The following is a 13,883-nucleotide window of genomic DNA, read 5'->3' on the forward strand; positions in this document are numbered from 1 at the left end:
GAGACGAAGACCATGTCACCAGCCGACGCATTCACCTCGGGAACTCGCACCATCACCCCGCCCTCGCGGCCCGCGCCCAGCGATCAGCCTGCCTGGAACACCCAGAAGAACTCCTCGATGCCCACGTTCCGCTATCGGCCGTTCGCCGAGGAAGTGGAAGCCATCACCCTCCCCGACCGCACCTGGCCGGACAAGGTCATCGACCGCACCCCGCAGTGGTGCGCGGTGGACCTGCGCGATGGCAATCAGGCGCTGATCGATCCGATGAGCCCGGCCCGCAAGCGCCGGATGTTCGATCTGCTGGTGCGGATGGGCTACAAGCAGATCGAGGTCGGCTTCCCTTCGGCCAGTCAGACCGATTTCGATTTCGTCCGCGAGATCATCGAGGACGGCGCGATCCCCGACGACGTCACCATTCAGGTCCTGACGCAGTGCCGCCCCGAGCTGATCGAGCGCACTTTCGTCGCGTGCGAGGGCGCGCGCAGCGTCATCGTGCATTTCTACAATTCGACGTCGATCCTGCAGCGCCGAGTGGTGTTCCGGGCCGATCGTGAGGTCATCAAGAAGATCGCGACCGATGGCGCGTCCAAGGTGCTCGAGGAAGCGGCCAAGTTCCCCGATACCGACTGGCGCTACGAGTACTCCCCCGAGTCGTACACCGGCACCGAGCTCAGCTACGCCAAGGAGGTGTGCGACGCGGTCACCGCGATCATCGATCCCACACCCGACAAGCCGCTGATCCTGAACCTGCCGGCCACCGTCGAGATGGCGACACCGAACGTCTACGCCGATTCGATCGAGTGGATGAGCCGCAATCTGGACCGCCGCGACAGCATCGTGCTGTCACTGCACCCGCACAACGACCGCGGAACCGGTGTCGCCGCAGCAGAACTCGGATACCAGGCCGGCGCAGATCGGATCGAGGGCTGCCTGTTCGGCAACGGCGAGCGCACCGGCAACGTCTGCCTGGTCACCCTCGGCCTGAACCTGTTCACTCGTGGCGTCGACCCGCAGATCGACTTCTCCAACATCGACGAGGTCCGCCGAACGGTGGAGTACTGCAACCAACTTCCCGTCGCCGAGCGCCACCCCTACGGCGGCGACCTGGTCTACACCGCCTTCTCCGGCAGCCACCAGGACGCCATCAACAAGGGCCTCGACGCCATGAAAGTCACTGCGGACGAACAGGGTTCGGACATCGGGGATGTCACCTGGCAGGTTCCTTATCTGCCTGTCGACCCGAAGGACGTCGGACGCACGTACGAGGCCGTCATTCGCGTCAACTCGCAGTCCGGCAAGGGTGGCGTCGCGTACATCATGAAGTCCGACCACGGTTTGAACCTGCCGCGTCGCCTGCAGATCGAGTTCTCCCAGGCCGTGCAGCGCATCACCGACGGTGAGGGCGGTGAGGTCTCGCCCAAGGAGATGTGGGACGTCTTCGCCGAGGAGTACCTGACCCCGATCCGCCCGCTCGAGCGCATCAAGCAGTCGGTGGTGGCAGCCGAGCACGACGGCGGAACCGACACGATCACCGCGACGGTCAAGGTCGACGGCGTGGAGCAGGAGATCTCCGGATCCGGCAACGGCCCACTCGCGTCGTTCGTCGACGCATTGTCGACCATCGGATTCGACGTCAGCGTCCTGGACTACTCCGAGCACGCCATGTCCGCAGGCGACGACGCCCAGGCCGCGGCCTATGTCGAGGCCTCGGTCACCTCCCCTGCCGGAGTCGCCAGCACGGTGTGGGGAGTCGGAATCGCGACGTCGATCACCACTGCCTCGCTGCGCGCCGTGGTCTCGGCCGTGAACCGCGCGCTGAAGTAAGTTCTCCGCTCGACGAGATGCCGCCTGTTCATCACGAACGGGCGGCATTTTCGCGGTCTCACGAGGCACCCTTGCTGGAAGCGGATCGGGACTGGTTCAGGACACCGAAGGCCACTGCGCCGTGCTGTAGTCCGCTTCCGCCCGGAATGCGTCGAGCACAGCGGCGATCGCCGGTAGCCTGCCCGCGTCCGGTCGCGTCGCCAGTTCGTAGATCCGTCCGGCCCGCACGCCGGACAGTTCTCGGCGCACCAGACCCGGATGCACGACGGCGTATCGGGGCATCAGCGCCACGCCGTGGCCCGCGGCGACGAGAGTCTCGGTCACGCGAAAGTCGTTCACGCGCTGAACTACTCGCGGTTCTACGCCGGTCGCAGCGGCCACCGAGAGCAGTACGTCGTCGACCGGGAATCCACCCCGAACGCTGATCCAGCGCTCGTCGGCCAATTCTCGGAGGTCCACCGTGTCGTGCTGTGCCAGAGCATGCCCGGGCGGCAGCACCAGGTCGATGGGTTCCCGCATCAGGGGTGTCACCTCGATGCGCGGACCTTCGGTGGACGGAGCTCGCTCATCCCGGTGCGTGAGCACGACGTCGTAGTCGGCGAGCAGCTGCGGCACCGAGGATGCCGGCAGGTCCTCGTCGCGCGCATCGATGTCCACGTCCGAGTTCGCCAGCCTCGTCAGCACCCCCGACAGCAGCAGCGCGGCTCCGGAGGGGAACAGCGCGACTCGGACGCGTCCCCGCGGGGACGCTCGATATCGCTCCATTTCAGCCGTTGCGCGGGCGAGGGCGGAGAGGACGTCGTCGGCCCTGAGCACCAATGCACGCCCGGCGTCGGTGAGCCGGAGCCGGCGTCCGTCGGGTTCGAGGAGCGAAACACCGGCTTCTCGGGCCAGCAGCTTGAGTTGCTGGGATACCGCCGATGGTGTCATCGACATCGCGTCGGCTACAGCGGCGACGGTGCCGCGATCGGCGAGCTCGCGCATGATCCGAAGCCGCTCCACATTCATGCAGTAAATCTTAACTGTTGATGCGTTTTTATTCGATTGTGCTGACTGTTTACGCCCTTCAGGATGAGCAGCATGACCACTCGCGACCGCCTCCTCGGACTGACCGTCGTCGTGCTGTGGGGGCTCAACTTCCTCGCCATACGCGTCGGACTGGACCACTTTCCGCCGTTCTTCTTCGCAGCTCTGCGCTTCCTGGTGATCGCCGTTCCAGTCGTACTGTTCATCCCCCGCCCGAGGGTGCCGCTGAAGTGGCTGCTGCTCTACGGCTTCGGCTTCGGCTTCCTCCAGTTCGCCTTCCTGTTCGCAGCGATGGCGGCCGGTATGCCCACCGGGTTGGCCTCGCTCGTGCTGCAGTCGTCCGCCCCGTTCACCGTCGTACTCGGGGCCGTCCTACTGCGCGAACACGTCACCCGCAGGCAAGCGATCGGCATCGCGGTCGCAGTGCTCGGCATGGTGCTGATCGGCTGGGATCGCGCCAACAACGCCACCCTGCTTCCGGTGATCCTGACCCTCCTCGCCGGACTCGGCTGGGCCTTCGGAAACCTGGGAAACCGACTCGCCAAGGCCGAATCTCCGATGCGGCTGATGCTGTGGATGACCGTCGTACCGCCGATCCCGATGCTGGCGCTGTCCGCTGTCGTCGAAGGCCCGAGCGCCGGGTGGCACGCAGTGTCCGACGCCTTCGGCCCGCAGGGTTGGCCCGGTCTGGTCGCGTTGGCCTACATCGTGATTCCTGCCACCATCATCGGCAGCGGACTGTGGACCGTTCTGATGAGCCGCAATCCCGCCGGACTTGTCGCGCCGTTCTCGCTGCTGGTTCCCGTCGTCGGCATCGCCGCCGCGTGGATCTTCTTGAGCGAGACCCCGTCGGTGCTGGCACTGATCGGCGGTGTCGTCGTGATCGGCGGTTGCCTCGGCGGCATGTCCGTTCGGCGACCTGCCGAAGCCCGAGAGAAAGTGCCGGTGTGAGGGCAGCGACACGAGCGGGCCGAAGGGCCGAAGAGTCGTGGTCGCCGAGGTGAAACTGTGCAGTCTTCTGTGCCAGACTCGGCGGATGGTTGAAGTGGGTGAGCGCAGACGTATCGGCGCACGTGGCCGGGTGGCACTGCGCGCGGCGGAGCTGGCGACCTGGGCGTCCCGCAAGGCAGGCCGGGGCAAGGGCTCGATGATCGGCGGACTCGTCGCACTCAAGATCGATCCGAACATCCTCGGCGAGCTCGGCCGCGACCGACGCACCGTCATCGTCACCGGCACCAACGGCAAATCCACCACCACCAGAATGACAGCGGCCGCACTGTCCACGCTCGGTGATGTCGCCACCCAGGCCGACGGCGCGAACATGGACGCAGGCATCGTCGCCGCCCTGCACGCCCACTTCGATGCTGCGCTCGCGGCCCTCGAGGTCGACGAACTGCACGTGCCCCATGTGGCCGACGCCGTCGACCCCGCCGCCATCGTGCTACTCAACCTCAGTCGCGACCAGCTCGACCGGGTGGGCGAGATCAACATGATCGAACGCAAGCTGCGTGCCGGACTGGCGCGGCATCCCGATACCGTTGTCGTCGCCAACTGCGATGACGTCCTGGTCACCTCCGCCGCCTTCGACGCACCGAACGTCGTATGGGTCGCCGCGGGCGGCGGTTGGGCGGGCGACTCGGTCAGCTGCCCACGCACCGGTGAGCCCATCCTGTGGGACGGAGAGCACTGGTACAGCACCGGAAGCGACTTCCAGCGTCCGACGCCGCACTGGTGGCTCGACGACGAGAACCTCTACGGGCCGGACGGGCTCGTCCTCCCGATGTCGTTGGCTCTGCCCGGAAAAGCCAACCGCGGCAATGCAGCTCAAGCCGTCGCCGCCGCGGTGACGCTCGGCGCGACACCCGAAGATGCCGTCGCCGCCGCGTCGGGCGTGGACGAAGTGGCCGGACGCTACTCCACGATCGAGTACGGATCGCATTCCGTCCGTATGCTTCTCGCCAAGAATCCCGCCGGATGGCAGGAAGCGTTGTCGATGATCGACCCCACGGTCGACGGCCTCGTCATCGCCGTCAACGGTCAGGTACCGGACGGCGAGGATCTCTCGTGGTTGTGGGACGTTCGCTTCGAGCACTTCGAGAACGTCGCCGTCGTCGCGTCCGGTGAACGTGCGACCGACCTGGGGGTGCGGCTGCTCTACGCCGGCTCGCCGCATACCACCGTTGCAGATCCGTTGCAGGCCATTGCATCCTGCCCGCCAGGACGCGTGGAAGTACTCGCCAACTACACCGCGTTCCGCGATCTCGGACGCGCACTGGCCCGGGAGACGAGAGATGTCTGAGTCCACCGTTCGTATCGGCCTCGTCCTGCCCGACGTGATGGGCACCTACGGCGACAACGGCAACGCACTCATTCTGCGGCAGCGGCTCCGCATGCGAGACATCGACGCCGAGGTAGTGCAGATCACCCTCAGCGATCCGGTTCCCGATTCACTCGACGTGTACACCCTTGGCGGAGCCGAGGATTCAGCACAACGTCTGGCCACGCGCCATCTCACCCGATACCCCGGCCTGCAGAACGCCGCGGAGCGCGGCGCTCCGGTGCTCGCCATCTGCGCCGCGATCCAGGTACTCGGCCACTGGTATGAGACCTCCGCAGGAGAACGCGTCGACGGCATCTCGCTGTTCGACGTCACCACCGCCCCGCAAGCCACCCGGTCCATCGGTGAGGTCGTCACCGAACCCACTCTCGAGGGCCTCACCCAGAAACTCACTGGATTCGAGAACCACCGCGGCGGAACAACCCTCGGACTCGACGCGTCCCCTTTGGCCAAGGTCACCCACGGTGTCGGTAACGGCGTCGGTGACGGACGCGAGGGCGTCGTACAGGGGTCTGTGCTCGGCACCTACATGCACGGGCCGGTCCTCGCCCGAAACCCCGAGCTGGCGGATTACCTGCTCGAGCGTGCGCTGGGGACGACCCTCGCTCCCCTCGAGCTGCCCGAGGTTGCGCAATTGCGCAGGGAGCGGCTTCGCCGCACGTGAACGTAATCTCGTAGCCCACTACGAGTTTCCACTCACAAGGGTGCACTGCTCGCACGGGTGCGACGAGTCGTTCCATCCCTCTCTCACCAGCACCTCACGGACCTCTCGGTACACACCGCACGGGTCCTCGGTTACTTCGTGCCAGCCGTACATCAAGCGCGGCAGGTTCCGTAGCTCGGCGGCATTGTCGCGTCGCCGATCTCGAAAACGACGTTGCTTGGCGGAGTGGAAGGCCTGGCCGTCGAGCCTGACGATGAGGTCGCAGGTCGCGTAACGAACATCCTCGAAAAGTTGCCGGCCATCGACGAAGACCGGGGCCTGTCGCCGGGCGGCCGGAAGCCCGTGCGCCTGCTCCACGTCGAGAGCGTAGCGGTGCTCGAGTGCAGAATGGACCCCGTCGCGCATGAGAGTCAGTGTGTGCAGAATCGGTTTCAGGTAGAGTAGCGGTCGCCGAACCTGGACCTTGCGCGCCATGGCCTCAACGTTCACACCGCCCGAGGACATCGCCGAGACCAACGTGATAGTCGCTTGCCGCGACGTCGACTCTGCGACAACAAGATCCAGGACCGTATCGGCAATGCTCGTTCGCGCCGGATTCGTCTCGACACCGATGTGGCTTATGGCTCGAGAACGGTGCACGATCACGCCGGGATGGATTTGCGCGTTGCTCTCCGAAGTGACGTTCCGCTTGGCGTGCCGCATCGTCGGTGGTCTGCTGGTGGCGGAGCAGCCGTAGGGAACGGTGACGTGAACCGGGCCTGGACCAGGCCGAACCCACCCCCACTCCTCAGCGGCGGTGGTGTGACTGAGTAGTGCTCCCCGCCCCGCGTACAGCAATGCTGCAGACAAATGCATCTCACGTGTCAAAGGCCCATTGGTGACCGAGATGACTCCCCGAAACACTCTCAGCCACTGCCCGTTTTCCACGCAGTGGCCGATCGAGTCCTTGTTGACGCCAAACGCATGCATCTGTTTTGTGGTGATGATTCCGTGCTGATCGTCCAGCATTCGCTGCCACGCACCGACTGGTCTCGTCCTCATGGACCTCAGGATGGCCGGTTTGAGGTGACAGCGTCAGAATCTATCCACAGGCTGTGTACAACTTCGGGTCGTGAGCAGAAACTCGACCACTGCTACGAAGTTTCGTGCACGTGCGGCGAAGCCGCTCTACATACGCCGTCGCCCGGTGAGCGCCCTGCCCAATGTGAGTTCGTCGGCAAATTCGAGATCCCCGCCCATGGGTAGACCCGAGGCCAGGCGCGTGATGGACAGGCCGGGGAAATCGCGCATCATGCGCACCAGATAGGTGGCCGTGGCTTCGCCCTCGGTGTTGGGGTCGGTGGCAATGATGACCTCGGTGACGTCGACGCCGTCGTCCTGAGTTCCCACACGAGTCAACAATTCTCGAATGCGAAGCTGATCCGGGCCCACTCCGTTCAGTGGATCGAGCGCTCCGCCGAGGACGTGATAGCGGCCTTTGAACTCTCGCGTACGCTCCACGGCCTGAACATCTTTGGGTTCTTCGACGACGCAGATGATGGATCTGTCGCGGCGTGAATCAGCGCAGATTCGGCACAGTTCCTTGTCCGAGACCGTGCCGCAGACGATGCAGAACTGCACGCCGTCGCGAATACGCTGCAGCGCACGCATGAGCCGGTCCACCTCGGGCGGCTCGACAGCGAGCAGGTGAAAGGCTATGCGCTGAGCGCTTTTCGGACCGACGCCGGGAAATTTGCCGAGTTCGTCGATCAGATCCTGTACCGGACCTTCGTACACCGGCTAGAACCCGGGCAGGCCGGGCATGCCGCCGAGTCCACCGGCGAGGGGGCCGAGCTTCTCGCTCGTCACGGCCTGAGCTGCTTTCGCTGCATCTGCGATGGCACCGATCACCAGGTCCTGCAGGGTCTCGACATCGTCCGGGTCGACGATCTTGGGGTCGATGGTCAGTCCGACCACCTCACCGGTTCCCTTGACGGTGGCGACGACGAGCCCGCCGCCTGCCTGGCCCGTCACTTCGGTTTCCGCGATCTCGGCCTGCGCCGCCATCAGCTGCTGCTGCATCTGCTGGGCCTGCTGCAGGATCGATGCCATATCGGGCTGCTCACCGGGTTGCACTGTGCCGTCCTCTCGCGTGGGTCGAAGCGAACACCAGCGTAGTCGCACGGTCATCGGCGACGCTCGACCCCACGTCGCGACTGGACTGCCGCCTAGATCAGTTCGCGGCGCAGGTTCTCCAGCGTGCTCGCCTGGATCTTCTTCAAGCCCAGGGGCGCGAAGGTCTTCTCGAAGAATCCGCCGATTCCGCCCGCGCCCTTCCACTCCGTGGTGGTGGTGACGGTGCTGCCGCCGCCGTCAGGAGCTACCGTCCAGGTGGTGACCATCGAGGAGTTGGCGTCACGCTCGGTGATGGTGGTGCCGTCGACGGTGACGGTCGCTGCGACGTTGCGTACTCGCTTCTCGGTGGCCTGCAGGGTCCACTTGGCCACGGTTCCACTTCCCTGCCCACCCTCGACGACCTCGTAGTCGCGGTACTGCTGAGGCAGGATGCGTGGACGCACGGTCTCGTAGTCGGAGAGGGCGGCGAGTACCCGATCCGGTGTGGCAGCAATGGTTGCGGAACTGGATGCCCTGACCTGACCCACGGAACTGTTCTCCTTCGATAGCGAACTGGTTGTACATCCATCCTGCACTTCCCGGCGGCTACGTTCGGCATCACGTCGAGGAATATGTGACGTGCTTCATACGACACCCGCAGCCTCGAACAAAATGCATGCATGATGCAACCATTTGTCCGATTTGCTCGGATTCACCCGAGCTTCTCGGCAACAGTTACGTGAAGTTTCCGTGCTCGATTGCCTCCGCCGCTGGATACCAGCCGGTACGAGATATAGCGTCTGTATGTGGCTTCAGTGAGTGCTTTCCTCGGACGACGGCCAGAACCGAGGGAGAGTGGTTACGCAGCGCACCGGTCGGGCGTCGAGCAGCTGCTTCGCAGCTATCGCGCGATCCCGACCGATGCGACGGTGCGTCTGGCGAAGAAGACGTCCAACCTGTTTCGGGCCAGGACCACATCGACGACACCCGGACTGGACGTGTCCGGCCTGAGCAAGGTCATCTCCGTCGATCCCGACAACCACACCGCCGATGTCGCGGGAATGTGCACGTACGAGGATCTCGTCGATGCGACGCTCCCCTACGGGTTGGCCCCTCTCGTCGTCCCGCAGCTCAAAACCATCACGCTCGGCGGGGCCGTCACCGGCCTCGGTATCGAGTCGACATCGTTCCGTAGCGGGCTCCCGCACGAGTCGGTGCTCGAGATCGACGTACTGACCGGCAACGGCGAGATCATCACCGCGACGCCCGAGGGCGAGCACGCGGACCTCTACTGGGGATTCCCCAACTCGTACGGCACCCTCGGCTACTCCACGCGACTGAGAATTCAGCTCGAGCCGGTACTGCCCTATGTTGCGTTGCGCCACCTACGATTCCACGATCTGGACTCGCTGCAGGCCACGATGGACGCCATCGTCACCCGGCGCGAGTACGAGGGAATCGAAGTCCAGTACCTCGACGGCGTGGTCTTCAGCGCCGACGAAAGCTACCTCACGCTCGGGGTCCAGACCGACGAGCCCGGACCGGTCAGCGATTACACCGGTGCCGAGATCTTCTACCGCTCGATCCAACACGATTCGGCGATGCCGAAGACCGACCGGCTGACCATTCACGATTACCTGTGGCGGTGGGACACCGACTGGTTCTGGTGCTCACGCGCATTCGGGACACAGAACCCGAGAATTCGCCGCTTCTGGCCACGCAAATACCGACGCAGCAGCTTCTACTGGAAGTTGATCGCCCTCGATCGCAAGTACGACATCGCCGACCGACTCGAGAAGCGCAAGGGAAACCCGCCGCGCGAACGCGTCGTACAGGACGTCGAGGTTCCCATCGAACACACCGCAGCCTTCGTGCACTGGTTCCTGGGTGAGATCCCCATCGAGCCGTTGTGGTTGTGCCCGTTGCGCCTTCGCGAACCGGCAGCTCCAGGAGCCAACGCTGCTCGGCCGTGGCCGCTGTACCCGCTCGAACCGAAACGCACCTACGTCAACATCGGCTTCTGGTCCTCGGTCCCGATCGTCGCCGGGGAACCCGAAGGTGCTGCGAACCGCGCCATCGAGAAGAAGGTCACCGACTTCGACGGGCATAAATCGCTGTACTCGGATGCTTACTACACCGAGGATGAATTCGCCGAGCTGTACGGCGGCGAGAAGTACGAAGAACTGAAGAAGAAATACGATCCCGAATCCCGATTGCTGGATTTGTACTCGAAGGCGGTGCAACGCAGATGACGACGTTCAAGGACTCCGGCAATCGCACGGTGAACGGTGCCCAGAAGCTCAAGATCTCCGAGATTCTGGAACTGATCTCCGATGGCAACATCCCGCTGCGTTTCACCGCGTACGACGGCAGCGCGGCCGGCCCCGAGGACGCGAAGATCGGGCTCAACCTCAAGAGCCCGCGCGGAACCACCTACCTGGCAACAGCTCCCGGCGATCTCGGTATGGCGCGCGCCTACGTGTCCGGCGATCTCGAAGCCATCGGCGTCCACCCGGGCGATCCGTACGAGTTGCTTGCACTGATGGGCGACGAACTGCACTTCCGTCGCCCGTCGGCCATGACACTGGCGTCGATCACTCGTTCGCTCGGTTGGGATGTGTTGCGGCCGATCGCTCCCCCACCTCAGGAAGCGATTCCGCGGTGGCGTCGTATCGCCGAGGGCCTGCGCCATTCCAAGACTCGCGACGCCGATGCGATCCACCACCACTACGACGTGTCCAACGCCTTCTACGAGAAGGTGCTCGGACCATCGATGACGTACACCTGTGCCGCCTTCGAGAGCGCCGATCAGTCTCTGGAAGCCGCGCAGGAGAACAAGTACCGCCTGGTATTCGACAAACTGGGCCTGCAACCGGGCGATCGTCTGCTCGACATCGGCTGTGGGTGGGGCTCGATGGTGCGTTACGCCGCTCGCCGCGGCGTCCGCGTGATCGGTGTGACGCTGTCGCAGGAGCAGGCCTCGTGGGCGCAGCGGGCCATCGTCGACGAAGGGCTCTCCGAACTCGCCGAGGTGCGCTTCTCCGACTACCGCGATGTGGCCGAGACCAACTTCGACGCCGTCTCCTCCATCGGCCTGACCGAGCACATCGGTGTGCACAACTACCCGTCGTACTTCACCTTCATTCAGTCCAAACTGCGTGACGGCGGCAGACTGCTCAACCACTCGATCACTCGTCCCGACAACCGGTCGCATGCCAAGGCAGGCAGTTTCATCGACCGGTATGTCTTCCCCGACGGGGAGCTCACCGGCTCCGGCCGGATCATCACCGAGATCCAGGATGTCGGACTCGAGGTCCGCCACGAGGAGAACCTGCGCGAGCACTACGCACTGACTCTCGCCGGATGGTGCCAGAACCTCGTCGACAACTGGGACGCGTGTGTTGCCGAGGCAGGCGAAGGAACGGCCCGGGTATGGGGCCTGTACATGGCCGGATCCCGCCTGGGATTCGAGCGCAATGTAGTTCAGCTGCACCAGGTTCTGGCCGTCAAGCTCGGACCGAAGGGGCAGGCCGGTCTACCGTTGCGGCCTTGGTGGAACGGCTGACTCGAGGCCGAAACGGCTACCGACCCGTCGCACGCAGGATCACTCGCGCCGTCTCGACAGGCTGATCCCAGTGCGGGAAATGACCGCATTTGTCGAACCAGTGCAGGGTGGCATCGGGGAATCGCTCCATCGCCACCGCTGCCTGGCTCGGCGTGGTCACCTTGTCCTGCCGACCCCAGCCGATGAGCAGCGAGCCCTGCAGAGACCCTTGGGTGGCCCCCATCTGCTTGGGCCCGTGGATCAGCGCCTTGCGAGCGGCGTCGAGCGACGGAGATGCCTTGGTCGAGAAGCCCCTGAGCTCGCGTTCGACGAGTCCGCTCGGCAGTTTCCACGGCGCAGCCGAGAACTGAGCCAACGCAGCCGTTCTCGTGACCGGATTGCCTGCCAGGAAGGGCACCAGCGGCTGAACGTGCTTCATCAGCGCCAGCGATGCGGTGATCGTGGCTCCGAAGATCTTGACCTGTCGGTCGTTCCAGAATCCGCCGGGATCGAGTGCCACCATCGAACCTCGATGCCCGCGGCGAGCGAGCTCGACCACCATGCGTGCGCCCATGGAGCTACCGACGAGATCTGCGTCGGCCAGTCCTTCGTCGTCGAGGTACGTGCGCAGTGCGTCGGTGAGGGTGGCGATGCTGACCTTGGGAAGCGGTGGAGTCTGGCCGAATCCGGGCAGATCGAGGGCGATCACCTCGCGGTGTGCGGCGAGGGCCGCAACGATGGGGTCCCAGTTTCGGTGGGATGACCCGAGCCCGTGGACGAGGATCAACGGCTTTCCGGTTCCGGTTCTGATGCTGTGCATACCGTTCGATGTACCCCGGGCCCACCGAACTACACATTCGGGGCGTAATGCGACGGGTCCGAGCGTCGCTGAACCGGGGGAAGATTGCGCGCGGGTGTGTGGACCAGCGGTGCCGTTCGCGGGATTCGGCCCTGTTCGCGGTCCCACCCGGCGCGAGCCCGCGGATGCAGCCGGCGGCGCGGTGGCACCAGCCCGAACACCAGGTCGACGGCCTTACCGAACAGCGTGAAGACCTTCTCGTCCCGTGTAGACCAGCTGTAGCCCAGCAGCTCGCGCACCGAGGGCTCGTAGAGCCCGACGGTGATCCAGACGAACAGCGACGCCACCGGGCGACGCAACACGGCCCACACTCGCTCCGGTAGCCAGGACGCATACGGCGGTGGTCCGAGTCTCGACAGGTCAAGCACTCCACGGGCGGCCATGTTGTCCTCCAACACGTCGCCGCACATTCGTTCCCAGTACTGCTGGAAATCCGGCCAGGTCGCCGGCACCGGTCGCATGCTCATGCCGTAGAGGCGATACCACTGGACGTGTTCGTCGAACAGTTGCACTTTCTGCGCCTCGGTCAGACCGCCCATGAAGTTCTCGGCGGTGAGCACCGTACCCATGAAGAAGGTGGCGTGCGCCCAGTAGAACGTGTCGGGATCGAGTGCGTGGTACCTGCGGCCCTTGGCGTCGATTCCCTTGATGTTCGCGTGATATCCGCGGACCTGCAGTGCGGTCTCCTCGGCGCGGTCGCCGTCGAACACCACCCCGCCGATCGGATACAGGGAACGGTAGAGCCGCTGCCAGCGCTCGTCGAAGAACGTCGAATGCTGCTCCACCCCAGCGCCGAGCCCGGGATGCATGTTCTGCATCGAACCGGTCCACACTCCCTGCAGCATCCCTCGCCAATCACCGAAGTACTTCCACGTGAGCGACTCGGGGCCGAGCGGGACCGGGCGATCGCCCTGACTACGCATGTTGTCAGAATAGGATCGACAACATGCGTAGTCAACGGTTGGAGGAGCGAAGATCCAAGCGGTACGACGCGTTGCTCGCGGCGGGGGTCGAGCTTCTCGGCTCCCCTGACGGGCCCGCGGTGAACGTGCGCGCCGTGTGCCGTACCGCCAGGCTGACCGAGAGATACTTCTACGAGAGCTTCTCGGATCGGGACACGTTCGTCCGCGCGGTGTACGCGTGGGTGGGATCGAGAGCGCAGACCGCGTTGGTCGAGGCCGTCACCGACGTTGCGGCACCGGAAGAAACCATCCCCGCCGCGGTCCGAGCATTCGTCGAACTCATCATCGACGAACCGAGAACGGGACGAGTGCTGCTCATCGCGCCACTGGCCGAACCGGCTCTGAGCCGCCGCGGGCTCGAACTTCTGCCCGGATTCGTCGAGTTGGTGCACGACCGCCTTCCCGAGACCGCCGACCAGCAGTTGATCGCCGTGGGAACCGTCGGCGCACTGACGGCACTGTTCATCGGATACCTCGACAGCACACTCACCGTCAGCCGCGAAACCCTCGTGACGCACTGTATTCGGCTGATCTCGGATGCTGCCGTGCGAGGATGACTCCACCTGAAGACA

The 13,883-nt window shown here is 64.7% G+C and carries 14 protein-coding genes; 7 read left to right on the forward strand and 7 right to left on the reverse strand.

The annotated features are described in order from the left end of the window. Window positions 1-12: 12 nt before the first annotated feature. Complete coding sequence (leuA, locus tag J1M87_RS18230; RefSeq protein ID WP_206490937.1) at window positions 13-1,824, forward strand: 2-isopropylmalate synthase; 1,812 nt, start codon at window positions 13-15, stop codon at window positions 1,822-1,824. A 96-nt stretch (window positions 1,825-1,920) separates the two neighbouring features. Here leuA and J1M87_RS18235 read toward each other — a convergent pair whose 3' ends face one another. Next, on the reverse strand, window positions 1,921-2,832 hold the full coding sequence (locus J1M87_RS18235; protein ID WP_206490938.1) for a LysR family transcriptional regulator: 912 nt from the start codon (window positions 2,830-2,832) through the stop codon (window positions 1,921-1,923). Window positions 2,833-2,904: 72 nt separating this feature from the next. Between J1M87_RS18235 and J1M87_RS18240 the strand changes: the two genes are divergently transcribed. The 3 genes from J1M87_RS18240 to J1M87_RS18250 all read left to right on the forward strand — a co-directional run bounded on the left by J1M87_RS18240 (window position 2,905) and on the right by J1M87_RS18250 (window position 5,852). After that, window positions 2,905-3,801: an EamA family transporter gene (locus J1M87_RS18240; protein ID WP_206490940.1), complete on the forward strand. Its 897-nt coding sequence runs from the start codon at window positions 2,905-2,907 to the stop codon at window positions 3,799-3,801. Between the two features lie 85 nt (window positions 3,802-3,886). Then, entirely contained in the window at window positions 3,887-5,149 is a 1,263-nt protein-coding gene (locus J1M87_RS18245; protein ID WP_206490942.1) for a Mur ligase family protein, read from the forward strand. Next, window positions 5,142-5,852 (forward strand): type 1 glutamine amidotransferase, encoded by a 711-nt coding sequence (locus tag J1M87_RS18250; protein WP_206490944.1) that lies wholly within the window; start codon window positions 5,142-5,144, stop codon window positions 5,850-5,852. The genes J1M87_RS18245 and J1M87_RS18250 overlap by 8 nt, the downstream gene beginning before the upstream one ends. A gap of 18 nt (window positions 5,853-5,870) precedes the next feature. Here J1M87_RS18250 and J1M87_RS18255 read toward each other — a convergent pair whose 3' ends face one another. The 4 genes from J1M87_RS18255 to J1M87_RS18270 form a co-directional block, all read right to left on the reverse strand. Beyond that, window positions 5,871-6,893, reverse strand: a complete 1,023-nt coding sequence (locus J1M87_RS18255; RefSeq protein WP_206490946.1) for a type IV toxin-antitoxin system AbiEi family antitoxin domain-containing protein — start codon at window positions 6,891-6,893, stop codon at window positions 5,871-5,873. Window positions 6,894-7,019: 126 nt separating this feature from the next. Further along, window positions 7,020-7,628, reverse strand: coding sequence for a recombination mediator RecR (gene recR, locus J1M87_RS18260; protein WP_206490948.1), 609 nt, complete (start codon window positions 7,626-7,628; stop codon window positions 7,020-7,022). A gap of 3 nt (window positions 7,629-7,631) precedes the next feature. Next, window positions 7,632-7,943 carry a YbaB/EbfC family nucleoid-associated protein gene (locus J1M87_RS18265; RefSeq protein ID WP_241257207.1) on the reverse strand — a complete coding sequence of 104 codons (312 nt, stop codon included), beginning with the start codon at window positions 7,941-7,943 and terminating at the stop codon, window positions 7,632-7,634. Between the two features lie 116 nt (window positions 7,944-8,059). Then, on the reverse strand, window positions 8,060-8,494 hold the full coding sequence (locus J1M87_RS18270) for an SRPBCC family protein (protein ID WP_206490950.1): 435 nt from the start codon (window positions 8,492-8,494) through the stop codon (window positions 8,060-8,062). A gap of 258 nt (window positions 8,495-8,752) precedes the next feature. Here J1M87_RS18270 and J1M87_RS18275 point away from each other — a divergent pair, with 258 nt between their 5' ends. Together J1M87_RS18275 and J1M87_RS18280 are read left to right on the forward strand one after the other, a co-directional pair. After that, a complete protein-coding gene (locus J1M87_RS18275) occupies window positions 8,753-10,198 on the forward strand; it encodes an FAD-binding oxidoreductase (protein ID WP_206490951.1) in 1,446 nt (481 codons plus the stop codon). Further along, window positions 10,195-11,511, forward strand: coding sequence for a class I SAM-dependent methyltransferase (locus J1M87_RS18280; protein ID WP_206490953.1), 1,317 nt, complete (start codon window positions 10,195-10,197; stop codon window positions 11,509-11,511). Before J1M87_RS18275 ends, J1M87_RS18280 begins: the two co-directional genes overlap by 4 nt. Before the next feature lie 16 nt (window positions 11,512-11,527). Here the strand turns inward: J1M87_RS18280 and J1M87_RS18285 are convergent, their stop codons facing one another. Continuing rightward, complete coding sequence (locus tag J1M87_RS18285) at window positions 11,528-12,310, reverse strand: alpha/beta fold hydrolase (protein WP_206490955.1); 783 nt, start codon at window positions 12,308-12,310, stop codon at window positions 11,528-11,530. A 29-nt stretch (window positions 12,311-12,339) separates the two neighbouring features. Then, window positions 12,340-13,272, reverse strand: coding sequence for an oxygenase MpaB family protein (locus J1M87_RS18290; protein ID WP_206490956.1), 933 nt, complete (start codon window positions 13,270-13,272; stop codon window positions 12,340-12,342). Window positions 13,273-13,295: 23 nt separating this feature from the next. On the opposite strand from J1M87_RS18290, the gene J1M87_RS18295 reads away from it, so the two are divergent. Continuing rightward, window positions 13,296-13,868, forward strand: coding sequence for a TetR/AcrR family transcriptional regulator (locus tag J1M87_RS18295; protein WP_206490958.1), 573 nt, complete (start codon window positions 13,296-13,298; stop codon window positions 13,866-13,868). Window positions 13,869-13,883: the final 15 nt, after the last annotated feature.

This window comes from Rhodococcus sp. KRD162 (assembly GCF_017168335.1).
In the GTDB taxonomy this organism is placed as follows: Bacteria; Actinomycetota; Actinomycetes; order Mycobacteriales; family Mycobacteriaceae; genus Rhodococcoides.